The sequence below is a fragment of the Streptomyces sp. NPDC031132 genome, from assembly GCF_055570595.1.
This window is the reverse complement of record NZ_JBVIGX010000013.1, coordinates 207,640-227,836: the sequence shown is the minus strand read 5'-3', so window position 1 is coordinate 227,836 and position 20,197 is coordinate 207,640. Positions and strand designations below refer to the sequence as shown.

At 71.5% G+C, this 20,197-nt stretch carries 23 protein-coding genes; 11 read left to right on the top strand and 12 right to left on the bottom strand.

Annotated elements, in window-relative coordinates:
• Positions 1-94 precede the first annotated feature (94 nt).
• A complete protein-coding gene (locus ACZ49B_RS21595; RefSeq protein WP_468308232.1) occupies positions 95-916 on the bottom strand; it encodes a DUF3626 domain-containing protein in 822 nt (273 codons plus the stop codon).
• A 40-nt stretch (positions 917-956) separates the two neighbouring features.
• Between ACZ49B_RS21595 and ACZ49B_RS21590 the strand changes: the two genes are divergently transcribed.
• On the top strand, positions 957-1,517 hold the full coding sequence (locus ACZ49B_RS21590; protein ID WP_468308229.1) for a GNAT family N-acetyltransferase: 561 nt from the start codon (positions 957-959) through the stop codon (positions 1,515-1,517).
• On the opposite strand, the gene ACZ49B_RS21585 is transcribed toward ACZ49B_RS21590, so the two are convergent.
• The 6 genes from ACZ49B_RS21585 to ACZ49B_RS21560 form a co-directional block, all read right to left on the bottom strand.
• Positions 1,518-3,095 carry a P-loop NTPase family protein gene (locus ACZ49B_RS21585; RefSeq protein ID WP_468308227.1) on the bottom strand — a complete coding sequence of 526 codons (1,578 nt, stop codon included), beginning with the start codon at positions 3,093-3,095 and terminating at the stop codon, positions 1,518-1,520.
• Complete coding sequence (locus ACZ49B_RS21580) at positions 3,095-4,507, bottom strand: ATP-binding protein (protein WP_468308224.1); 1,413 nt, start codon at positions 4,505-4,507, stop codon at positions 3,095-3,097. The genes ACZ49B_RS21585 and ACZ49B_RS21580 overlap by 1 nt, the downstream gene beginning before the upstream one ends.
• Positions 4,508-4,526: 19 nt before the next feature.
• Positions 4,527-6,089, bottom strand: a complete 1,563-nt coding sequence (locus ACZ49B_RS21575) for an SCO6880 family protein (protein ID WP_468308221.1) — start codon at positions 6,087-6,089, stop codon at positions 4,527-4,529.
• Positions 6,086-7,420 carry a hypothetical protein gene (locus tag ACZ49B_RS21570; RefSeq protein ID WP_468308218.1) on the bottom strand — a complete coding sequence of 445 codons (1,335 nt, stop codon included), beginning with the start codon at positions 7,418-7,420 and terminating at the stop codon, positions 6,086-6,088. Before ACZ49B_RS21570 ends, ACZ49B_RS21575 begins: the two co-directional genes overlap by 4 nt.
• Positions 7,410-8,243, bottom strand: coding sequence for a DUF8175 domain-containg protein (locus ACZ49B_RS21565; protein ID WP_468308217.1), 834 nt, complete (start codon positions 8,241-8,243; stop codon positions 7,410-7,412). The genes ACZ49B_RS21570 and ACZ49B_RS21565 overlap by 11 nt, the downstream gene beginning before the upstream one ends.
• A 79-nt stretch (positions 8,244-8,322) precedes the next feature.
• Positions 8,323-8,631, bottom strand: coding sequence for a hypothetical protein (locus ACZ49B_RS21560; protein WP_008742356.1), 309 nt, complete (start codon positions 8,629-8,631; stop codon positions 8,323-8,325).
• Between the two features lie 872 nt (positions 8,632-9,503).
• Here ACZ49B_RS21560 and ACZ49B_RS21555 point away from each other — a divergent pair.
• Together ACZ49B_RS21555 and ACZ49B_RS21550 are read left to right on the top strand one after the other, a co-directional pair.
• A complete protein-coding gene (locus tag ACZ49B_RS21555; protein ID WP_468308216.1) occupies positions 9,504-9,731 on the top strand; it encodes a hypothetical protein in 228 nt (75 codons plus the stop codon).
• 35 nt (positions 9,732-9,766) lie between these two features.
• Entirely contained in the window at positions 9,767-10,177 is a 411-nt protein-coding gene (locus ACZ49B_RS21550) for a YunG family protein (RefSeq protein WP_468308214.1), read from the top strand.
• 142 nt (positions 10,178-10,319) lie between these two features.
• Here the strand turns inward: ACZ49B_RS21550 and ACZ49B_RS21545 are convergent, their stop codons facing one another.
• Both ACZ49B_RS21545 and ACZ49B_RS21540 read right to left on the bottom strand, forming a co-directional pair.
• Positions 10,320-11,129 carry a pentapeptide repeat-containing protein gene (locus tag ACZ49B_RS21545; protein ID WP_468308258.1) on the bottom strand — a complete coding sequence of 270 codons (810 nt, stop codon included), beginning with the start codon at positions 11,127-11,129 and terminating at the stop codon, positions 10,320-10,322.
• A gap of 82 nt (positions 11,130-11,211) precedes the next feature.
• Positions 11,212-11,730, bottom strand: a complete 519-nt coding sequence (locus tag ACZ49B_RS21540; RefSeq protein WP_468308212.1) for a GNAT family N-acetyltransferase — start codon at positions 11,728-11,730, stop codon at positions 11,212-11,214.
• Between the two features lie 63 nt (positions 11,731-11,793).
• On the opposite strand from ACZ49B_RS21540, the gene ACZ49B_RS21535 reads away from it, so the two are divergent.
• From ACZ49B_RS21535 to ACZ49B_RS21515, 5 genes are all read left to right on the top strand, one after another.
• A complete protein-coding gene (locus tag ACZ49B_RS21535; protein WP_468308209.1) occupies positions 11,794-12,402 on the top strand; it encodes a LysE family translocator in 609 nt (202 codons plus the stop codon).
• An 84-nt stretch (positions 12,403-12,486) separates the two neighbouring features.
• On the top strand, positions 12,487-13,281 hold the full coding sequence (locus tag ACZ49B_RS21530; protein WP_468308206.1) for a thioesterase family protein: 795 nt from the start codon (positions 12,487-12,489) through the stop codon (positions 13,279-13,281).
• A gap of 61 nt (positions 13,282-13,342) precedes the next feature.
• Entirely contained in the window at positions 13,343-15,010 is a 1,668-nt protein-coding gene (locus ACZ49B_RS21525; protein ID WP_468308204.1) for a serine/threonine-protein kinase, read from the top strand.
• Between the two features lie 58 nt (positions 15,011-15,068).
• Entirely contained in the window at positions 15,069-16,085 is a 1,017-nt protein-coding gene (locus ACZ49B_RS21520) for a C40 family peptidase (RefSeq protein ID WP_468308201.1), read from the top strand.
• A 224-nt stretch (positions 16,086-16,309) separates the two neighbouring features.
• A complete protein-coding gene (locus ACZ49B_RS21515) occupies positions 16,310-17,026 on the top strand; it encodes a phosphatase PAP2 family protein (protein ID WP_468308198.1) in 717 nt (238 codons plus the stop codon).
• Between the two features lie 111 nt (positions 17,027-17,137).
• Here ACZ49B_RS21515 and ACZ49B_RS21510 read toward each other — a convergent pair whose 3' ends face one another.
• Positions 17,138-17,371, bottom strand: a complete 234-nt coding sequence (locus tag ACZ49B_RS21510) for a hypothetical protein (RefSeq protein WP_468308196.1) — start codon at positions 17,369-17,371, stop codon at positions 17,138-17,140.
• A 132-nt stretch (positions 17,372-17,503) separates the two neighbouring features.
• Entirely contained in the window at positions 17,504-17,713 is a 210-nt protein-coding gene (locus ACZ49B_RS21505) for a hypothetical protein (RefSeq protein WP_468308193.1), read from the bottom strand.
• A gap of 130 nt (positions 17,714-17,843) precedes the next feature.
• Here ACZ49B_RS21505 and ACZ49B_RS21500 point away from each other — a divergent pair, with 130 nt between their 5' ends.
• Entirely contained in the window at positions 17,844-18,677 is an 834-nt protein-coding gene (locus ACZ49B_RS21500) for an SCO4651 family lipoprotein (protein WP_468308190.1), read from the top strand.
• Between the two features lie 162 nt (positions 18,678-18,839).
• Positions 18,840-18,992, top strand: a complete 153-nt coding sequence (locus ACZ49B_RS21495; protein WP_165937309.1) for a hypothetical protein — start codon at positions 18,840-18,842, stop codon at positions 18,990-18,992.
• Between the two features lie 27 nt (positions 18,993-19,019).
• Here ACZ49B_RS21495 and ACZ49B_RS21490 read toward each other — a convergent pair whose 3' ends face one another.
• Entirely contained in the window at positions 19,020-19,358 is a 339-nt protein-coding gene (locus tag ACZ49B_RS21490; RefSeq protein WP_468308187.1) for a metal-sensitive transcriptional regulator, read from the bottom strand.
• 213 nt (positions 19,359-19,571) lie between these two features.
• Between ACZ49B_RS21490 and ACZ49B_RS21485 the strand changes: the two genes are divergently transcribed.
• Entirely contained in the window at positions 19,572-20,192 is a 621-nt protein-coding gene (locus tag ACZ49B_RS21485) for a DUF47 domain-containing protein (RefSeq protein ID WP_030157116.1), read from the top strand.
• The last annotated feature ends 5 nt before the right edge of the window (positions 20,193-20,197 follow it).

The window sequence follows — 20,197 nt, the reverse complement described above, 5'->3', positions numbered from 1 at the left end:
ACTGCAGGGGGGACCCTGTGGGAGAGTAGGACGCCGCCGAACAATCATTGTGGAAAAGCCCCGTACCGGGATCCGGTACGGGGCTTTTCTGCGTTTACGAGCATTGACCGAAACGGGCCAGGTAATGCCAGACCCGCTTCAGGGCCTGTTCGTCGTAGCGGCCGGTGCGGGCCGCCTCGCCGAGGATGCGGGGGGTCAGGCTACCGGCCACGGCGATCGTCTCGCCGAGGTCGACGTACGCCTGGCCCCGGTAGTCGGGATGACGGCGGAGTTCCTCGACGGTGAGGTGGAAGCCGGCGTGCCATTCGATCGCGCAGGGGAGCTTCTCGGCTGCCGCCTCGACTTCGGTGTCCCGATGACTGGGGTCCAGTACGAGCGCGGCGACGTCGCGGTCGAGCCGGACCGGGGCGTGGATCTGGGCCTCGATGTAGTCGTCCAGGGCGTCCTGGCCGTCGGCCTCCGCGAGGGCGATCAGGGACATCCGGTCGGCGACGCCGAAGGATTCGGGCTCGAGGTAGCTGTCCGGGTAGCAGAACGTGGTCCGGGGCAAGGCCTCCGCGGTGAGGCGGAAGTGCGCGGAGCCGAAGCGGGGTGCGGCGCCGACCGGGCGGCGGCGGAAGTTCAAGGCGCCGTAGACGGGGCGGGCTTCGGCCGGCGCGTCGTCGTAGGCGCCTCCGAAGATGCGGCTCTCCCAGTGCCAACGGGCTCCGCCGGCATGGGCGGTGAGGCCGCCGTTGCTGGTGCCCGTGACGAACTGCGAGCGGTACACGCCGTCTTCGGCCAGCGCGGTGAGGATCGGGCGGTCGCCGAAGACGCGGTCCGGGTGGAAGTTGAGCGTCACCGTGAGGGTCGGGTCCAGTGGGGGGCCCGACGCGAGAGCGGTGACGTGGTGGAGAGCCCGGGCGTGTGAATTCATGGATGCAGTGTGCATCAGTCCTGTGATGGGATACGCGATTATGGATCAGTATGTGATGCGCGCGGTGCAGGGTCATGAATGGGAGAAGGTCAAGGAGTTGCGGATCGCCGCTTTGCGGGATCCGGCGGCGCCGGTGGCCTTCCTGGAGACCCTGGCCCAGGCGGAGGCCAGGACCGACGAGTTCTGGCAGGACCGGGCGCAGGGGGCTTCGCACGGGCGGCGTGCGCGGCAGTTCGTGGCCGAGGCGCCGGACGGGCGGTGGGTCGGGTCGGTGACCGTGCTGGTCGAGGAGGGCGGGACCACCGACTTCTTCGAGCGGGCCGTCGAGCAGACCCAGGGGCATCTGGTGGGTGTGTTCGTACGGGCCGAGCAGCGGGGAACCGGGGTGACCGACGCCCTGTTCGCGGCCGCGCTGGACTGGGCCTGGTCGCTGGAGGGGCCGGCGCTGGAGCGCGTACGGCTCTTCGTGCACGAGGACAACGAGCGGGCCGAGGCGTTTTACCGGCGGTTCGGGTTCCGGGCGAGCGGCGAGGCCGTGTCGCTGCCGGTACCGGGGAACCCGGGGGCCAAGGACCTCGAGTACGTCATTTCGCGTCCGTAGTCAGCTGGGGGTGGGTTCGAACGCGGCCTCGGGCCAGCGGGATCGGGCCTGCTCGCGGCTGCGGCACAGGGCGAGCAGGGGGAGGGGCCCCTCCTGGAGGAGCTCGGGGAGCTGGGGGATCGGGGCCACGGCCGCGACGTCCTCGAGGACCAGCGTGAGTGGTGGGTCGAGCCGGCCGTGGGATGACCGTGCGGCCATGCGGCGGCCGTGCTCGACCACGCTCGCGGCGAGTGCGGTGAGCAGGGGCATCGCACCCGGGTGGGTGCGGGGGTCTTCCAGCGGTTCGCCCACCACGTAGAGGGTGCCCCCTTCGCTGACGAACGATGCCAAGGTCAGTGCATCTGTTCGGTTCGGATTGCAGGCCTCGCGGATGTGGATCGACGTGAGGCAGGAGAGGGCACGGGCCGTCAGGTGCTGGGCCTGCTCACGGCGTTCGGGGTGGGCGGTGAGGGCGCTCTCGAGTTCGCCGGCGGAGCCGGGGGCGGCCTGGGGGTGCGTACGGAGGATGCGGACCGGGTCCTGGGCGCTGGTGCCCTGGGCCCAGCGGTGCAGTTGCTTGAACGGGCGGTCGTCGAGGGCGGCGGCCTGGAGCCAGCTGCGCAGGAGCGTTTCCGCGGTGTCGGCGACGGCTGCGTCCATGCGGGCCTGGGGGCGTACGGGGGCCAGGAGCGCGGTGGCGCGGGCGGCGGCGGTGTCGCGGTCGGCGCAGGCGTCGGCGGGGTTCCAGTGCATGCGGGCCGGGGTGTCGCAGAGGTGCGAGGGGTCGTAGAGGAGGACCGGGCCGAGTTTCGCGCGGGCGTCCTTGGTCTCTGCCCAGAGGGCGGGGGAGGAGGTGAGGACCAGGGCCGCGCCGGGGGCTGCCGTCAGGGCTTGGGCGGCCAGGTGGTGGCGCTCCGGGGGAGCGGCGTAGGTGAGGGTGGCTTGGGAGCCGGCGGGGGCTCTGCCCCCGAATCCCCGCGCCGCCTCGAACGTCGGCGGGGCCGGGCTGGGCAGCGGCGGGGCCGGATCGGTCGGCGGGGCCGGCGGGGCCTGGGTGGGCAGCAGGGTCGGGGCCGCCGGGCGGGAGTTGCCGGGGGCTCTGCCCCCGGACCCCCGCGCCTCGAAGGCCGGCGGGGCTGGATTGGCCGGCCCGGCTGGGGTGGTCGGCAGGGCCGGGTTGGCGGGGGCGGTGTCCCCGGATCCCCGCGCTTCGAACGCCGGCGGGGCCGGATCGGTCGGCGGGGCCGGGTTGGCTCGGCGGGATTTGGTGCGGGCGATGATGCCCATCGCGAAGATCGTCAGGACGAAGAGCACCAGGAGTTGGCTGATGAAGAGGCCCCAGAAGAGGCCCCAGCCCGAGAGGGCCGAGGGGTCCGTGTCGGGCCAGGCTCCCGGAACGTCGTGCGGTTGAGTTATCAGGGCGCGGACCGCGCCGGGGGTGCGGGTGAACGTCACCGTGGACGGCCAGGAGCCCTTGGAGAAGAGCGCGGCCAGGCCCGTGGAGGTCCAGACCAGGGCCGCCAGGCCCAGCAGGAACGCCAGGAGGGCGAGGAGGAGGGCGTCTGGGATGCCGCCCGGCTTCCCGTTGGGTTCGTGCATTACGCCACCGTTGTTGCCGAGCCCGGGCCGCCGTTGCGGTGGCGTTCCATCAGGAGGGCTCTCTCCTCCGCCTCCAGTTCGGCTGCCAGCAGGTCGTCGGGGAGCTGGGAGGAGGATTCCGTCATGGCGCGGTCCGTGTAGACCAGGGGGCGTTCCGCTTCGGTGATCAGGTGTTTGACCACCTGGACGTTGCCGTTGACGTCCCAGACCGCGATGCCCGGGGTGAGGGTCGGGATGATCTCCACGGCCCAGCGGGGCAGGCCCAGGACCCGGCCCGTCGCTCGGGCCTCGTCCGCCTTCTGGGCGTAGATCGTGCGGGTCGAGGCCATCTTGAGGATGGCCGCGGCCTCGCGGGCCGCCGCGCCGTCGACCACGTCAGAGAGGTGGTGGACGACGGCGACGAAGGACAGGCCCAGGCGGCGGCCGAACTTCAGGAGGCGCTGGAACAGCTGGGCCACGAAGGGGCTGTTGATGATGTGCCAGGCTTCTTCGACCAGGAAGATGCGCTTCTTGCGGTCCGGGCGGATCCAGGTGTGTTCCAGCCAGACGCCCACGATCGCCATCAGGATCGGCATGGCGATCGAGTTGCGGTCGATGTGGGAGAGGTCGAAGACGATGAGGGGGGCGTCCAGGTCGATGCCCACCGTGGTGGGGCCGTCGAACATGCCGCGCAGGTCGCCGTCGACCAGGCGGTCGAGTACGAGGGCCACGTCGAGGCCCCAGGCGCGGACATCGTCTATGTCGACGTTCATGGCCTCCGCGGACTCGGCCTCCGGGTGGCGGAGCTGTTCCACGATGTCCGTGAGGACCGGCTGGCGGTCGCGGATCGCGTCGACGACGTAGGCGTGCGCGACCTTGAGCGCGAAGCCGGAGCGTTCGTCGAGGCCGTGGCCCATGGCGACTTCGATGATGGTCCGGAGCAGCGCGAGCTGGCCGGTCGTCGTGATCGCCGGGTCGAGGGGGTTGAGGCGGATCCCGTCGTCGTTGGCGGCGATGGGGTCCAGGCGGATGGGGGTTATCCCCAGCTGCTGGGCGATGAGGTTCCACTCGCCGACGCCGTCCTCGCCCTGGGCGTCGAGGACGACGACCTGGCGGTCCCGGAAGCGGAGCTGGCGCAGCACGTACGTCTTCTCCAGGGCGGACTTGCCGTTGCCGGACTCGCCGAGGACCAGCCAGTGCGGGGCCGGGAGCTGCTGGCCGTACAGCTGGAAGGGGTCGTAGATGTAGCCCTTGCCGCTGTAGACCTCGCGGCCGATGATGACGCCGGAGTCGCCGAGGCCGGGGGCGGCGGTGGGCAGGTAGACGGCCTGCGCCTGCCCGGTGGAGGTGCGTACGGGCAGGCGCGTGGTCTCGACCTTGCCGAACAGGAAGCTGGTGAAGGCGTCCGTCAGAGCGGACATGGGATCTCGCATGGGCGGCACTTCCCTCCAGCTAGCGTCGGATGCCGGTGGCGAACGGCAGGGTGTTGACGAAGGCGCGGTGGTGCTCGCGGTCACACCATTCGAGCTTCAGGTACGACTTGCCCGCCGAGGCGCGGATGGTGCGCTTGTCCCGGGCGAGGGCCTCCGGCGATCGCGACGACACCGTGATGTACCCGACCAGGTTGACTCCTGCCGCACCGCTGGCGAGATCTTCACCTCTTTGGTCGAGCCGGCCGTGGGCGGCGATGTCGCGGGGGTCGACGGTCCGGTTCATCTTGGCGGCGCGGCTGGCGTCGGCCTCGTCGTTGGTCTTCTCGGTGAGCATGCGCTCGATGGCCACCTCGGTGGGCTCCAGATCCATGGTGACGGCGACGGTGCGGATCACGTCCGGGGTGTGGACGAGGAGGGGTGCGAGGAAGTTGACGCCGACCGGGGTCATGGGCCACTCCTTCACCCAGGCCGTGGCGTGGCACCAGGGGGCGCGGGTGGAGGACTCGCGGGTCTTGGCCTGCAGGTACGTGGGTTCCACCGCGTCGAGTTCGGCCGGCCAGGCGTTGCGCTTGGTCATGGCCTGGATGTGGTCGATGGGGTGGTCGGGGTCGTACATGGAGTGCACGAGGGAGGCGAGGCGGCCCTGGCCGAGCGGCTGGCGGACGCGGATGTCGGCCTCGGCGAGGCGGGCGCAGATGTCGGTGAGTTCGCGGGCCATGACGATGGCGAGGCCGGCGTCGCGGTCGAGCTTGCGGCCCTTGTGGGGGGTGCCGGCGCGGGCGATGGTGTGGGCCTCGGCGGCGAGTTCGCGCGTGTAGTGCATGCAGGCGACGAGGTACGCGCGGTGCTGCTCGGAGGAGGTGGAGACCATCGACTGGAGCTGGTCGTAGGAGTCGCGCAGCCAGACGGGGGCGTGGGTGTCGCCGCGCTGGGCGACGTCCTTGGCGTGGGCGTCCGGGTCGGCGGGGAGCGTACGGGCGAGCATCTGGAGGCGGGTGACGAAGCCGTCGCCGTTGGCCACGTGCTTGAGGAGCGTGCCGAAGCGGTCGACGAGGGCTTCCTGGTCCTCGCTGTCGCGCAGGCCGACGCCGGGGCCCTCGATCTCGATGGCAGCGGTGACGGTTCTGCGGTCGGCGTGGAGGAGGACGGCGATCTCGTCGGGCCCGAAGGGGGCGGCGAGCCAGTTGATCCGGCCGATGCCGGGGGGCGGGCCGACCTCGACCTCGCGGCCGTCGGCGGCGCGGACGCCGGCTTCCATGGCGCTGGAGCGGTAGGTCGTACCGCGGCGCAGGGTGCGCTTGTAGCTGCGGTTGATCTCGAACCACTTGTAGAAGGTGCGGCCCTTGTACGGGACGTACACGGCGGCGAGCGCGAGCATGGGGAAGCCGGCGAGGCTGACGATGCGCAGGGTGAGCTGGGGGACGAGCAGTCCGCTCATCATGCCGAGGAACGCGCCGGCGATGATCAGGGCGATCTCGCCGCTCTCGCGGTTCTTGCCGACGATCGCGTTCGGCCGGGCCCGGCCGATGAGATACGTGCGGCGGGGCGCGACCGGGTGCAGCTGGTGTGACTGGGTCGTCAACGCCCGTCACCTCCTGTGTTCCTCGTACTCGAGCTCGTGCGGGGCGGGGGTGCGGCGGAGGGGACAGATCCGCCGCCGGCCCCGCCGCCGGAGGTGGGGCGGCTGCTGTGCGCGGCCACGCCTCCGGAGAGGGGGTTGGCGGGGCGGGGGGCGCCGGAGCCGCCGCCGTCACCGCCTCCGCGGTGGGCGCCGCGGCTGCTGTGCGTCTTGATGCCCTGGGAGACGAGGGAGGCCGGGGAGCTGATGACGGCGGCGGCCTGGGCGCCGTCGGTGGCCTTGCTGCGGCCCGCGCGGGCGGAGGCGATCTCGTCGCCGAAGCCGGGGACGAAGCGGTAGATCATCGCGGAGGCGAAGATCGCCAGGAGGATGATGGCGAGGCCGGAGACGACCGCGGAGAAGGCGTTGGGGCCCTTCTCGCCGGCGAGGGCTCCGGCGAGGCCGAGGACGATGACGATGACCGGCTTCACGAGGATGACGGCGATCATGATGCCGGCCCAGCGGCGGACGTGGCCCCAGAGGTTCCGGTCGACGAGCCCGGCGTAGACGACGACGCCGAGGAGGGCGCCGACGTAGAGGAGGGCGGCCCGGATGAAGAGCTCGAGGAAGAGGACGCCGGCGGCGAGGACGGTGACGAGGGAGACGACGATCAGCATGATCGGGCCGCCGCCGATGGAGTCGCCCTTCTTGAGGGCCTCGATGAAGGAGCCGAAGAAGACGTCGGTCTGGCCGCCGCTCGCCGATGCGATGACTTCTGTGACGCCGTCGGTGGCGGAGACGACGGTGTAGAGGATCAGGGGGGTGAAGGCGGAGGCGAGGACGGTGAGCCAGAGGAAGCCGACGGCTTCGGAGATGGCGGTGGTGAGGGGGACGCCGCGGATGGCGCGCTTGGCGACGGCGAAGAGCCAGAGCACGAGCGTGAGGATGGTGGAGGCGGCGAAGACGATGGCGTACTGCTTGAGGAAGGCGCCGTTGGTGAAGTCGACGTTGGCCGAGCCGTTGATCGCTTTGCTGAGCTCGGTGACGATCCAGGCGGCGGCGTCGGCGCAGCCCTTGGCCAGGGAGGCGAGGGGGTTGAGGGCGTCGGCCGGGTCGTTGGGCGCGAGGCCCGTGCGGGGGGCGCCGCCGGCGCCGCTGCCGCGCTCGCAGTAGTCCTTGGCCGGGCCAACGATCAGGTCGCACCGGTTGTCGTTGGGCTGCGAGGCCGACGGCGACGGGGACGGGGACGTCGGTGGGGGGGTGGGGGCGGCGAAGGCGCGGGCCGACAGGAGCACGACTGTCGCCTGTACAGCGGCCAGGGCTCCGGTGAGGCGGAGGGTGCGGCTACCGGGCATAGGTGAACCCTCCGAACTCCGTTGCAGCCTTTGCGATCTCCTCGGCCGTGGAGGCCGTGCGGTCCGTGTGGACCGGGGCCGGCCCGTCCTTCTGGGCGAAGCTTTCGACCTTCCAGTCGTTCTCCGCCCAGCGGAGAGTCAGCGTCATCGTGAACCAGTCGTTGCTGACCGGGTTGGTGGAGCCGACGCCTGCAGTGCCGAATACCCCTGTGCACCACACGTCGACGGACGTGGTGGTGTCGGAGTACTTGGTCGTGTTGGTGCCGACCGGCACGGTCCGAGAGATGTACGTGAGGCCTGGCGCCGCATTTCCGTTGGCGTCCAGTCCGGCCTGGTCCAGGAACGTCTTGCCGTAGGCCTGATCCAGTCTGGTCTCGAGCTCGGAGACCTTATCCGCGACGAAGACCTGGCGGACGATTTGGCGCCGCGCCTGTGGCTTCAGGATGTCTGCGGAAACAAGCGCTACCGCGTAGTTGGCGGCGGCCGATTGGGCTCCCTGTTCGTCGTGCGCGAAGCCCTTCGGGATTCCGCCGTTCTTGCCGTCCACCGGGCGGGTGCCTGTGGCCTGGGTGGAGGCGGGGGTGGGGGGAGTGTCCGCCGAGGGGGTGGTGGGGGTGTCGCCGGACTGGTTCGCGAACGCGATCGCGGCGATCAGGAGGACCACGACGCCGACGACCGTGACCAGGCCCCGGGAGGCGCGGGGGGTGCGGCGGGGGGTGCCGTACGGGTCCGAGGGGGCGTCGGGGAGGCGGGTGCGGGTCTGGCCCGTGCCGCCGACGTCGCCGTAGCCGTCGCCACCGCCGTACTGGTCTTCGTTGCTCATTCCGTGTCCGCCCCCTCTGCGTCGTACGACGGTGGTGTGGTGATTCCTCATCAGGTCCGGAAGCCGGTGGGCGGCCCGGCTAGACGGCCATTCCGTAGACGATGGTGAAGAGGGTGCCGAGGGAGCCGATGATGAAGACGCCGGTGAGGCCGGCGACGATCAGGCCCTTGCCTTGTTCCGCGCTGAACGTGTCGCGCAGGGCGGTCGCGCCGATGCGCTGCTTGGCCGCGCCCCAGATGGCGATGCCGAGGCAGAGGAGGATCGCAACGGCCATGACCACCTCGATCATGACCTTCGCTTCGTTGCCGAGACTGCCGAACGGCCCCCAGTTCGGGGCGATTCCGCCGATGATGGTGGTGATGTCGCCCTTTTCGGCTGCCAGGATCATGTAACTCACCGCCCCTGTATGGGTAGTTCCGGTAGCCCGTGCCCGACGGCAGGGGTCACGTACTATCTTCGCTGATGAAACCGCCGTCGTACGTCGACTTGACGGCTCTCTTTACCCGATCTCCCGGCCCTTGGTCCGCTCGCGCGCTCTGACCTGGGCACGGGCGGTGGGTGTGCGAAAGAACGTATGGTCACTCTGTGTATCACGGGGGGTGACCCCGGGCAATGATTGCCCTCTCGGCTTGCGGGGGGCCGCTCGGGGCGCCGCCGTTCGGCGCAGTGTGCGGGCGTGTCGTTGGGCCGAGCCGCTGACATTCGTCCGACATTCCGTCAGTCGTTCCATCCCTTCGGCGGGTTGCGGGAGATGCTCCAGGCCGTTCGGTAGGACGACGCAAGGAGTGACGGATGGGTTCCGCAGTGAAGGCCGGGCGGCGCGCCTGGCTGGCCGGGGGGTTCGCAGTTCCGCTGGCGATCGCGCTCATGGGCGCCTCGGTCCCCTCGGCGGCTGCCGTCGACGGGACGGCTGTGGCGGTGGCGCCCGACTGGGGCAGCAGGTGCCCGGAGCCGGATGCGAGAACGCTGCCGGCGCCGACCTCCAAGGCTGCCAAGGTGAGGAAGGCCACCCAGGCGAGGAAGGCCGGCAGGGCGGCGCCTGCCAGTTCGTGTTCCGGGCCGAAGGGGGACCGGGGGCCTCAGGGTCCCCACGGGCCCAAGGGTGACCGCGGGCCCCAGGGCCCGAAGGGTGATCGTGGGCCCCAGGGTCCGAAGGGTGACCGTGGGCCGCACGGGCCGTGCCAGGACATCGACACGGTACGGGGGGACAGCGACCTGGAGTTCAGTGCCGTCCTGAGCCGGGGCAGGACCTTCCTGGGCGTGCGCGACACGGCGCCGGTCGGCGCCTACACCTGGCGGGACCTCACCACGTCGCTGAACCCGGGGCATCCGCGGAACGCGTGCGGGGTGTCGGTCAACACCGTGGGCCCCACGGTGTACGTGAAGGTGCTGACGACCCAGGGCGAGGTGTTCGAGAACCACTGCGCGTACACGGGGACGGGCGCGCTCACCTGCCCGTCGGGGTGGACGGCCATCATCCGGCCCTGAGGCCCGTTGTCAGTGGTGCGCGGCAGAGTGGACGCATGACCATTGCAACTCCGTGGACCCTGACGGACATCGAAGCGGCCATCCGGGCGGGGTGGTCGGCCGGTACCTGCTCGCCCGATGACGTCGAGCGGGCGCCCTGGACGGCCGACAACCCTGCCTGGGGGCACTGCGACATCACGTCGCTGGTGGTGCAGGACCTGATGGGCGGCGAGTTGATGGTCGGGGAGGTCTGGCTCGAGGGCGAGCAGCACGGGTTCCACACGTGGAACGTGCTCCCCGGGGGCATACAGGTGGACCTGACGCGGGAGCAGTTCCGCCGGGGCCAGGTGGTGACGGAGGGGCGGCTGACGGGGCCGCGGCCGCAGGGGCGGCTGCCGCGGCGCTGGGAGGAGTACCAGCTGCTGCGCGGGCGGGTCGAGGCCAGGCTGGGGGCGATCGGCGGGTGAACCCCGGGCCGTCGGAGCCCGGGCCGTCGGAGCCCGGGCCGTCGGAGCCCGGGCCGTCGGAGCCCGGGCCGTCGTAGCCCGGGCCGTCGGGGTGTCATGCGTCGGAGCCCGGTGTGTGTGGGTCCGGGCTCCCGGGGCGGGTTTACGCGGGCCAGTGCGCGGGGCGGGCCAGCGTCGGGGGGATCTTGGTCCCGGCGTCGCCCCGGGCTGCGTTGAGCTGGGGCTGGGTGAGGAAGAGGGCGTCGCGGAGGTCCGCCCCGCGCAGGTCGGCATCGCGGAAGTCCGCGCCGATCAGGTCCGCCAGGCGGAGGTCTGCGCCGCTGAGGTTCGCGGCGATGAGGTAGGCGCCGCGCAGGTTGGCACCGCGGAGGTCCGCGCCGGCGAGGCGGGCGCCCATCAGGTCGGCGCCGCGGTGGTTCTTCTTGCGGGCCGGGGCCTTGGCGCGGGCCAGCTCGCTGGCGCGCAGGAGGAGCGTGTTGATGCGCCCGCGCAGGGCGCCCACGTCCAGGGCGGCGAGGGCGTCCGCGTCGGCGGCGGTCCACTGCGTGGTCTCGGTCAGCGCCTGGCGCAGATCCGCGTGGACCGGGGCGGCCGCCGGGAGGGCGAGCGCCCCGGTGACGTAGAAGAGCAGCTCGTGCAGCTGCCGCAGCACCGGGAAGACCTCGTACATCCGGGCGGCCGTGCCGGGGTGCGTACGCCAGTCCCGGCCGCCGAAGGTCACCTGGGAGACCTGCTGGCCCGCGCCGAAGCAGTCGAAGACGGTGCAGCCCTGGAAGCCCTTGTCGCGCAGCCGGGTGTGGATGCCGCAGCCGAAGTCCTGGCGGAGGTTGTTGCAGGGCGTTCCGGCGGCCTTGTTCACCGCGAAGTCGTTGGACTTGGCGAAGGGCAGGGCGACGCAGCAGAGCGCGAAGCAGCTCGAGCAGTCTGCTTGCAGGACGGGCAGCACGGGCAGAACGGGGAGGGCGGGGCTGGCGGGGCGGCCCGGGACGGCCGGGACGGCGGGCGTGGCGGGAGTGGCGGACACCCGTCCATTGTCACCGGTCGGCGGTGGTCAGGCGCATCTGGAGGGCCGACCAGCGAACGCCGTCGACCTCCTCCACGTCCTCCAGTACCTGCTCGGTGCGGAAGCCGAGCTTCTCGTAGAGCCGTACGGCCGCGGTGTTGTGGGTGTAGACGCCGAGGTCGAGCGAGGACAGGCCGAGCTCGTCGAAGGCGCGGGCGACGGCGAGTGTGAGGAGGGTCTCGCCGAGGCCCCGGCCGCGTGCCTCGGGGGCGATCAGTACGCGGCCCAGGCGGGTGCCGCGTACGGAGACGTGGCCGAGGGGGCGTCCGTCGGGGGAGACGGCGGTCCAGGTGTGGCGGTCCGGCTCGGCGGCGTAGGCGGCGAGCTGGGCGTCGTCCAGCGGCCAGGTGAAGGAGGGGCCCGCCCAGGTGACGAGCTCGGCCCGGGTGGTGATCCATCGGTGCAGGGCCGGGGCGTCGTCCGCCGGGCGGAAGGGGCGCAGCGAGAGGGGCGCGGGCGTGGCCGAGGGGGAGGAAGGTGTCGTGTTCATGTCTCAAGTATTCGTGGACGGAACGCGGTTGATCGAGGGGGCCGGTGCGGTGAGCATCCGTACATGACAGAAGTGATCGCAGTTGCCGTCATCACCCTCCTCGCCGTGATCAGTCCCGGCGCCGATTTCGCGATGGTCGTCCGGAACAGCTATCTGTACGGGCGGTCCACCGGGCTGTTCGCGGCGGGCGGTGTCGCGGCGGGCGTGCTGGTGCACGTCTCGTACACGCTGCTCGGAGTCGGACTCCTCATCGCCTCCTCCACGGCCCTGTTCACGGCGATCAAGCTGGCGGGCGCCGCGTACCTGGTGTGGATCGGGATCCGGACCTTCCGGGCGCGCGCCGAGCTGAGCGTGGACCTGGAGTCCAAGCCGGAGCTGACCCGGCTGGGCGCGCTGCGGTCCGGGTTCCTGACCAACGTGCTCAATCCGAAGACCACGCTGTTCGTGGTGTCGACGTTCACACAGGTCGTCAATCCGGACACCCCGGTGTGGCAGCAGGCCGGGTACGGGCTGTTCATGTCGGCGGCGCACCTGGGCTGGTTCGGCGCGGTCGCGCTGTTCTTCTCGAACTCCCGGCTGCGCGACCGGATGCTGAAGGCGCAGAAGGCGCTGAACCGGGCGATCGGCTCGGTGCTGGTGGGGCTCGGCGTCGGGCTGGGCTTCGCCCGCTGAGGTCCCGGGCCGGTGTTTGCGACCGGGGTCCGTTGTTCCGCGTAGGCCTGGCGGGACGGGTTACCTGTCGGTAGCGTGCCGGGCATGGCGATCTCCGAGGCGTTCTTCGAGCGGGTCGATGCCGGGCGGTTCCTGGCCACCGAGTACACGCGCGGCCCGTGGGACCCCGGCTCGCAGCATGCCGGGCCGCCGGCCGCGCTGCTCGGCCGGGCCGTGGAGGATCGGGAGGGCGCCCGCGCGGACATGCGGATCGCGAGGATCACGTACGAGATCCTGCGGCCGGTGCCGATCGGGCCGCTGGAGGTCACCACCTCGGTGCTCCGGGCCGGCCGCAGCACGGAGGTGGTCGAGGCCGCCCTCGCCCCGGCCGGGGCCGCGCCGGTGATGCTCGCGCGGGCGCTGCGGATCCGGGTGGCCGAGGAGGCCGTGCCCGGGGTGGCCCCCGGGCCGCAGCTGCCGCCGCCCGGGGAGGTGGAGGTCACGCCGTTCTTCCCGGTGCCGTGGGAGACCGGCTACCACGCGGCGATGGAGACCCGGTTCACCGAGGGCGCGTTCGTGGATCTGGGGCCCGGTACCTGCTGGATGCGGATGAAGGTGCCGCTCGTCGCCGGGGAGGAGACCAGGCCGCTGGACCGGGTCCTGATCGCCGCCGACTCGGGCAACGGGATCAGCTCGGTGATGGACTTCGGGCGGTACGTGTTCATCAACGGCGACCTGACGGTGCACCTGCACCGCCACCCGGTGGGCGAGTGGGCCTGCGTGGAGGCCCGTACGAGCGTGGACGCGGGCGGGATCGGGCTCGCGGACGCCCGGTTGCACGACGAGAAGGGGCCGATCGGGCGGAGCGCGCAGAGCCTGTTCGTCGCACCCCGTTCCTGACATCGCGAGAGGGGTCAACCCGGCTGCGGGGTAGGGCAGTCGGTGTGGCAGGCTCGTGCCAATGGAGCCGCTGAGAGACGTCGACCCCGCCCGGATCGGGGCCCACGCGCTGCTGGCCCGGCTCGGTGCCGGAGGGATGGGGCAGGTGTACCTCGGGCGCTCGCCCGGTGGGCGCCTGGTGGCCGTGAAGGTGATCCGGGACGAGATCACCGGCCACCCCGAGGCCCTGGCCCGGTTCCGGCGCGAGGCCGAGACCGTGCGCGCGGTGCGGTCGGCGTACACGGCGAACCTGATCGACGCCTCGCTGGCGGCGCCGCCGTTCTGGCTGGCCACGGAGTACGTGGCGGGCCCGACGCTCGGTCATGCCGTGGCCGAGCGCGGCGGTTTGCCCGCGGACACCTGCCGCCGGCTGTTCGCGGCCCTCGCGGAGGGACTGGCGAGCGTCCACGCGTACGGGGTCACGCACCGGGACCTCAAACCGCAGAACGTGATCCTGGGCGCGCAGGGCCCGCAGCTCATCGACTTCGGCATCGCGCGCGGCGTGGGCGAGACGGCCCTCACCCAGGACGGCCAGGCCCCGGGGACCCCGGGCTACACCGCGCCGGAGGTGCTGCTGGGGGCCGGGGCGGGGGCCGCCGCGGACGTCTTCGCGCTGGGCGCGACGCTGGCGTACGCGGCGACCGGGCGGCCGCCGTTCGGTACGGGCGCCGCGACGAGCGTGAGCTACCGGGCGGTGCACGAGCCGATCGACGTGGCCGGGGTGGAGCCGGGGCTGGCGGCCCTGATCGAGGCGTGCGCGGCGAAGGACCCGGCGGCCCGGCCGGCGCTGGCCGAGGTCATCGGCCGGTGCGGCGTACGGGACGCGCTGATCGACGATCCCGTGTACGTGGGGCTGGGCGCGCTGGGCGAGGCGGTGCCGGTGCACGAGATGCGGACGCAGGGCCCGGGCCTGCCGCCCGGCTACACGCCGACGCAGTACACGGCCGAGGTCCCGCCCAGGCGGGGGCGGGCGGGCGTGTGGGTGGCGGGCGTGGCCGTGGTGGCGGTCGTGGCCGCGCTGGCGGTGTGGAAGTTGCCGTTGGGGGGCGAGGAGGGTCAGGGGGGCGAGGGCAGCCGGGCCGGCGGGCAGGAGCAGGGTGGTCGGAGCCCGGGCGGGCAGACGCCTGCTGCCGGCGGTCAGAGCCCCGGCGGTCCCGCGGCGCCGTCTGCGGCCGGTCCGCCCACGTACATCAGGCAGACCGAGCCCAATCTGGACGACTACAACCCCATCCACCGCGTCTGCACGCGTCCCGAGGAGGAGCGCGGGATCCTGGAGTTCCAGACCGCGCTGCCCAGGACCATGGACGATCCTCAGCTGAAGTCGGGCAAGGTCGAGATCGGATACCGGGTCAAGAACGCGCTCTCCGACGTGCCGCCGTACTACGTGGCCGTCGTCGTGAAGCCTCAGCACGAGGTCGACGAGAACGGCCGGTCCACCGCGGTGACCGACAACCGTCAGCTCGGCTTCGTTGCCAAAGCCCGGGACCTGTACGAGGGTGACGAGTTGGAGTGGAAGTACGTCACCTACCCGGACGACTTCTCCATGCAGCTGAACGGCAAGACGGTCAAGGCGCCTCCGCTCGCGCAGGATCCCGGTGGGTGGACGGTGGTGTTCCGGCACGCCACCTCGGATACGGAACACAAGAGTTTTCTCTGCGAGGGCTTCGACAGCGGGCCGCAAAAGGGATAAATCCGACACGTCGCGGCGAATCCCGGTGAAAGAACGGACGATGGGGGAGGGTTGACGGGTGCGCAGATTCTGGGTGATCAGCGGGATCAGCTTCGGAGCGTGTCTGTGCTTCGTTGCCCTCCTCGTGGTCGGCACGTACTCCGCCGCCGCGGGCATCGCGACCGGCGGTGGCCGGGTCGTCGGGCTCGCCAAGGGCGCTGTTCCCGGGAAGTACCAGGCCCTGGTGCAAAAGTGGGGCGTTCTCTGCCCCACCCTGACCCCGGCCATCCTCGCCGCCCAGCTCTACTCGGAGAGCGGCTGGGACCCGGGCATCGTCAGCCCGGCGGACGCGCGCGGCATCGCCCAGTTCATCCCCGGAACCTGGGCCACGCACGGGATCGACGGTGACGGTGACGGTGACCGTGACATCTGGGACCCGAACGACGCGATTCCCTCAGCGGCTTCGTACGACTGCGAACTCGCACGGTACGTGAGCAAGGTGCCCGGGGACCCTGTCGCGAACATGCTGGCCGCCTACAACGCCGGCCCCGGGGCAGTGATGCAGCACCAGGGCGTGCCTCCGTTCCGCGAGACCCAGGGGTACGTGAAGACCATCACGACCCTCGCCAAGAGCTTCGAGCGGCCGGTGGGGCGGGTTGCGCCCTCTCAGCAGGCCGCCGGGGCCATCTACTTCGCGCAGAAGCAGTTGGGGACCCCGTACCTGTGGGGCGGCAACGGTACGCCGGACCAGGACGGGCGGTTCGACTGCTCGGGGCTGACCAAGGCCGCGTACGAGTCGGTGGGGATCGAGCTGCCGCGCGTCGCCAACGACCAGTACAACGCCGGGCCGCATCCCTCGCGCGGCGAACTGCTCCCCGGCGACCTGGTGTTCTTCTCCGATGATCTGACGAACTCTCGGGACATCCGGCACGTCGGCCTCTACGTGGGCGGCGGATACATGATCAACGCCCCGTACACCGGCGCCGTGATCCGCTTCGACAAGATCGACACCCCGGACTACTTCGGCGCGACGCGTGTCACGAAGGACGGCGCCGAAGCCCTTCCCGACCGCACCGCCGACGCCAAGTCCCCCTAGGGGGTGCCTGACCGCGCCGTTCGCCACGCTGCGTCAACCCAAGGCCCTGAGCTGCGACGATGAGTCACTCTTCGATAACGTTGCCGTGATCATTCGGTGGAGAGTGGAACGCGGCGTTCAGAACGGGCGTTCCATGGACGCAGGCTTGATCAACGGGGGGGTTCAGGGGCGCACGCAGGGGTGCGCCCGAGGGGAACCGAGCAAGGGCAAGGGGCCGCATCGCCATGGCTGGACTCACAAGTAGTGGGCCGAACGTGGACGTCAGCCTGCTGTACGACATCAACGGACTGGCCCGGCACGCCCCGAGCGGGGTCGACCGGGCCGTCGGCCTCGTCAGCGCGTACGGGATCCCGCTGGCCCTGGTGCTCCTCGTCCTGTGGTGCTGGCACGGTGCGCGCCGGCAGGACGAGTCCACGGCCGTCGAGTCGTTCGCCGCGCTGGTGTGGGCCCCGTTCGCCGCCGCGCTCGCCCTCCTCGTCAACGTCCCGCTGCGCGCCTTCGTCGGGCGGCCGCGGCCGTTCGCCGAACACAGCGGCCTGGACGTGCTCGCACCGGACGCGGGCCCCGGCGACTTCTCCTTCGTCAGCGACCACGCCACGCTCGCGATGGCCCTGGGCGTCGGCCTGTTCATCGCGAACCGGAAGCTCGGGTTCGTCGGGATCGGCCTGGCCCTCGCCGAGGGCGTCTGCCGCGTGTACCTCGGGGTCCACTACCCGACCGACGTGATCGGCGGCTTCGCGCTCGGCACCGCCGTCGTGCTGGTGCTCGCGCCGCTCGCGATGGCGCTGCTGAACCCGCTCGTCCGGGCGGTGGCCCGCGCCCCGCGCGCGGGCCGGCTGGTCCGCGCCAAGCGCCGGGCCCTGCCCCGGCCGGTGGACCTCGCCCAGCCCCAGACCCCGCCGCCGGGCTGCCTCACGCACGAGAAGGACCTCGCGGCGTAGCTGTTCAGGTCCTGCCGTACGCGTCCCATACGGAGATCAGTACGGCCGCCAGCAGGCACAGGACCGCTCCGCCGAAGCACAGCCGGACGGCCCTCGGGCGGAGGCGGGGCGTCACGGGTCGCCGCTCTCCGCACCGTGGCCCTCCGGGTCGTCCTCGCGGCGGTAGCGGGAGCGCAGCCACAGGCCGGTGGCCACGGACGCGGTGGTGGTCGCCCCGATGGCCAGGGCCACGTCGACCGGGCCGTCCGCCGAGCCCGTCGGGCGCGCCGAGGCCGCGGCGGCGGGCGTGAGCGCGATGAGCAGGGCCCAGAGGAGGGCGGCGACGCGGGGTGCGGGTCCTGGCATGCATCCAGGGCATCCGCTCCCGGGGGCGTCGGCCAGCCGGGCCGTCCGAACGGGCGATCAAGAAGACCCCCTGTCCCCGGACTCTGCCTCCGGACCCGCACCCGAACCCGGACCCGGACCCGAACCCGGTCCCTAGCCCGAGGTGTGCCGGTCCGCGTCCCTGCGGGCCAGGTCGCGGGAGCGGCGGGCCGGGCCCCTCCAGCCGCAGGTGCAGAGGGCCAGGCAGAACGAGCCGCGCTCGGCGGTGCTCGTGGTGTGCCCGGCGGGTGGCCGCTCGGTGGTGCGGGGGAGCGGCACGGCTTCAAGCGGAGGGACGAGCGACGCCTTGGTGTGCGGATCCACATCACCAAGGTACTGGGTCCGGCACGGGGCCGGGACGGCGGCGGCCCGTGACGGGAAACCCCGGACCTCGTTAACCGGAGCGGGTGGGGCCTCGGGCAAACAGCGGTCACGCGTTGGGGGTTGGCAGGCGATGGTGGTGCACCAGCACAGGCGGCGGCGCGGGCGTGCGGGTGAGGCGGTGCTCGCCTTCGGCGTGTTCGTGACCGTGGCCGCGATGAGCGGGTGCGGAGGCGCGGACCAGGGCGACGACCGGCCCGCCGCCGACCCGGCCGCGACCGTCCGGGGAGCCGCCGACCTGCTGGTGAAGACCGGCAGCGCGCAGGCCCGTACGGCGATGGAGATGGCCACCGGCGGGACCCGGGTCACGATCCGCGGCGAGGGCGGCGTCGACTTCAAGAACCGGATGGGCCAGCTCCTGGTGATGCTCCCGGCGGACGCGGCCGGGAAGGACGAGCACCGGCCCATCACCGAGCTGCTCGTACCCGGCGCCCTCTACATGAAGAACCGGGGCGCGGGCGTGCCCGCCGACAAGTGGGTCCGGGTCGACACGACGACCCTCGCGGACGGGAACCTGGTCACGGGCGGGGCCACGGACCCGCTGGCCGCCGCCGAGCTGCTGCGCGGCGTACAGGAGGCGACGTACGTGGGCGAGACCGAGGTGGCGGGCACGAAGGTGCGGCACTACCGCGGCACCACCGACATCGGGCAGGCCGCGAAGAACGCATCACCGGCGGTCCGCGGGGCGCTGGAGGCGGCGGCGAAAGGGTTCAGCAAGGACGCGGTCCCCTTCGACGTCTATCTCGACGAGGAGGGCCGGCTGCGGAAGGTCCGGCACCGTTTCACCTATGTCAACAATGGCGTGATCGATGTCTCCTCCACCACGCTGCTCTACGGGTTCGGGACGCCGGTGACCGTCGTATTGCCGGCAAGCGGGGACATTTACGCCGGGAAGATCGCCGAATAGCCGGCCGGACGGTCCCGGAGCGGCGCGATCGGGCCATGGCCCGGTATCCGGAAATGGTCCATCCGTGTCATGCGCACAGCGCCCCGTCCTCCCTACGCTGAGAAATCGAGCGCCGACGACCGACGACCCGATGACCGATGACGGCTGATTGAGGTGACACGCGTGACTCCCGCTGGCGGTACGACGGTGCAGGACCACGTGGCGCTCGCCGAGATCGAGCTGTGCGGCGAGCTGATCATCGCGGCCTCCGCGGCGGACGAGGAGCGGCTCAGCCAGGACCGGATCGACGAGGTCCTGATGGGTCTCGGGCTGTAGCCGCATCCGCGGCGCGGGCCGGCGGGCTCAGGTGCGCAGCAGGCGCGCGATGGCCTTCGTCGCTTCCTCGACCTTGGCGTCGATCTCGTCCCCGCCCTTGACGGCCGCGTCGGCGACGCAGTGCCGCAGGTGCTCCTCGAGCAGCTGGAGCGCGAAGGACTGGAGGGCCTTCGTGCTCGCCGAGACCTGGGTGAGTATGTCGATGCAGTAGACGTCCTCGTCGACGAGCCGCTGCAAACCCCGGATCTGACCCTCGATCCGGCGCAGCCGCTTGAGGTGCTCGTCCTTCTGGTGGTGGTAGCCGTGCACCGCGCCGGCGGCGGTGGCGACGTCGGCTCCGGAGCCTTCCGCCTCGATGGCAGTCATGCGTCCTCCCGTGGTCCGGACCTGAGGGGTGCATGAGTGCATACCCCTCATGGGTATAGGGTACTGGGCCCTGCTCAAAGGGACAGGGGCCCGTGGTCCTCACTCTGCCTGATGGAGGACACTGGGGAACCGCCCGGAACCGCCGGTTAGCCGTGGCCGGGGGATGCGCCTAGCATCAGCCTGACCGAATCCAATGCACCCCGAGGACCTCACGTGCGATTTCGTCTGACCCCCAGGGAGACGAGCTTCTACGACATGTTCGCCGCATCCGCGGACAACATCGTCACGGGCTCCAAGCTCCTTATGGAACTGCTCGGCGCGGACTCCTCCGCCCGGGCCGAGATCGCGGAGCGGATGCGGGCAGCCGAGCACGCGGGGGACGACGCCACCCACGCGATCTTCCACCAGCTGAACTCCTCCTTCATCACGCCGTTCGACCGCGAGGACATCTACAACCTGGCCTCGTCGCTCGACGACATCATGGACTTCATGGAGGAGGCCGTCGACCTGGTCGTCCTGTACCAGGTGGAGGAGCTCCCCAAGGGTGTCGAGCAGCAGATCGAGGTGCTGGCGCGGGCGGCAGAGCTGACCGCCGAGGCCATGCCGCACCTGCGGACGATGGACAACCTGACCGAGTACTGGATCGAGGTCAACCGCCTCGAGAACCAGGCCGACCAGATCCACCGCAAGCTGCTCGCACAGCTCTTCAACGGCAAGTACGACGCCATCGAGGTGCTGAAGCTCAAGCAGATCGTCGACGTGCTCGAAGAGGCGGCCGACGCGTTCGAGCACGTCGCGAACACGGTGGAGACCATCGCGGTCAAGGAGTCCTGAACCTC

Bases quoted from the DNA above. Each gene is read 5' to 3' on its own strand.
- ACZ49B_RS21560 (WP_008742356.1), bottom strand. From the start codon at position 8,631: ATGATCCTGGCAGCCGAAAAGGGCGACATCACCACCATCATCGGCGGA.
- ACZ49B_RS21595 (WP_468308232.1), bottom strand. From the start codon at position 916: ATGAATTCACACGCCCGGGCTCTCCACCACGTCACCGCTCTCGCGTCG.
- ACZ49B_RS21500 (WP_468308190.1), top strand. From the start codon at position 17,844: ATGGTGGTGCACCAGCACAGGCGGCGGCGCGGGCGTGCGGGTGAGGCG.
- ACZ49B_RS21530 (WP_468308206.1), top strand. From the start codon at position 12,487: ATGGCGATCTCCGAGGCGTTCTTCGAGCGGGTCGATGCCGGGCGGTTC.
- ACZ49B_RS21580 (WP_468308224.1), bottom strand. From the start codon at position 4,507: ATGCGAGATCCCATGTCCGCTCTGACGGACGCCTTCACCAGCTTCCTG.
- ACZ49B_RS21565 (WP_468308217.1), bottom strand. From the start codon at position 8,243: ATGAGCAACGAAGACCAGTACGGCGGTGGCGACGGCTACGGCGACGTC.
- ACZ49B_RS21570 (WP_468308218.1), bottom strand. From the start codon at position 7,420: ATGCCCGGTAGCCGCACCCTCCGCCTCACCGGAGCCCTGGCCGCTGTA.
- ACZ49B_RS21590 (WP_468308229.1), top strand. From the start codon at position 957: ATGGATCAGTATGTGATGCGCGCGGTGCAGGGTCATGAATGGGAGAAG.
- ACZ49B_RS21550 (WP_468308214.1), top strand. From the start codon at position 9,767: ATGACCATTGCAACTCCGTGGACCCTGACGGACATCGAAGCGGCCATC.
- ACZ49B_RS21585 (WP_468308227.1), bottom strand. From the start codon at position 3,095: ATGCACGAACCCAACGGGAAGCCGGGCGGCATCCCAGACGCCCTCCTC.
- ACZ49B_RS21515 (WP_468308198.1), top strand. From the start codon at position 16,310: ATGGCTGGACTCACAAGTAGTGGGCCGAACGTGGACGTCAGCCTGCTG.
- ACZ49B_RS21510 (WP_468308196.1), bottom strand. From the start codon at position 17,371: ATGCCAGGACCCGCACCCCGCGTCGCCGCCCTCCTCTGGGCCCTGCTC.
- ACZ49B_RS21490 (WP_468308187.1), bottom strand. From the start codon at position 19,358: ATGACTGCCATCGAGGCGGAAGGCTCCGGAGCCGACGTCGCCACCGCC.
- ACZ49B_RS21540 (WP_468308212.1), bottom strand. From the start codon at position 11,730: ATGAACACGACACCTTCCTCCCCCTCGGCCACGCCCGCGCCCCTCTCG.
- ACZ49B_RS21535 (WP_468308209.1), top strand. From the start codon at position 11,794: ATGACAGAAGTGATCGCAGTTGCCGTCATCACCCTCCTCGCCGTGATC.
- ACZ49B_RS21525 (WP_468308204.1), top strand. From the start codon at position 13,343: ATGGAGCCGCTGAGAGACGTCGACCCCGCCCGGATCGGGGCCCACGCG.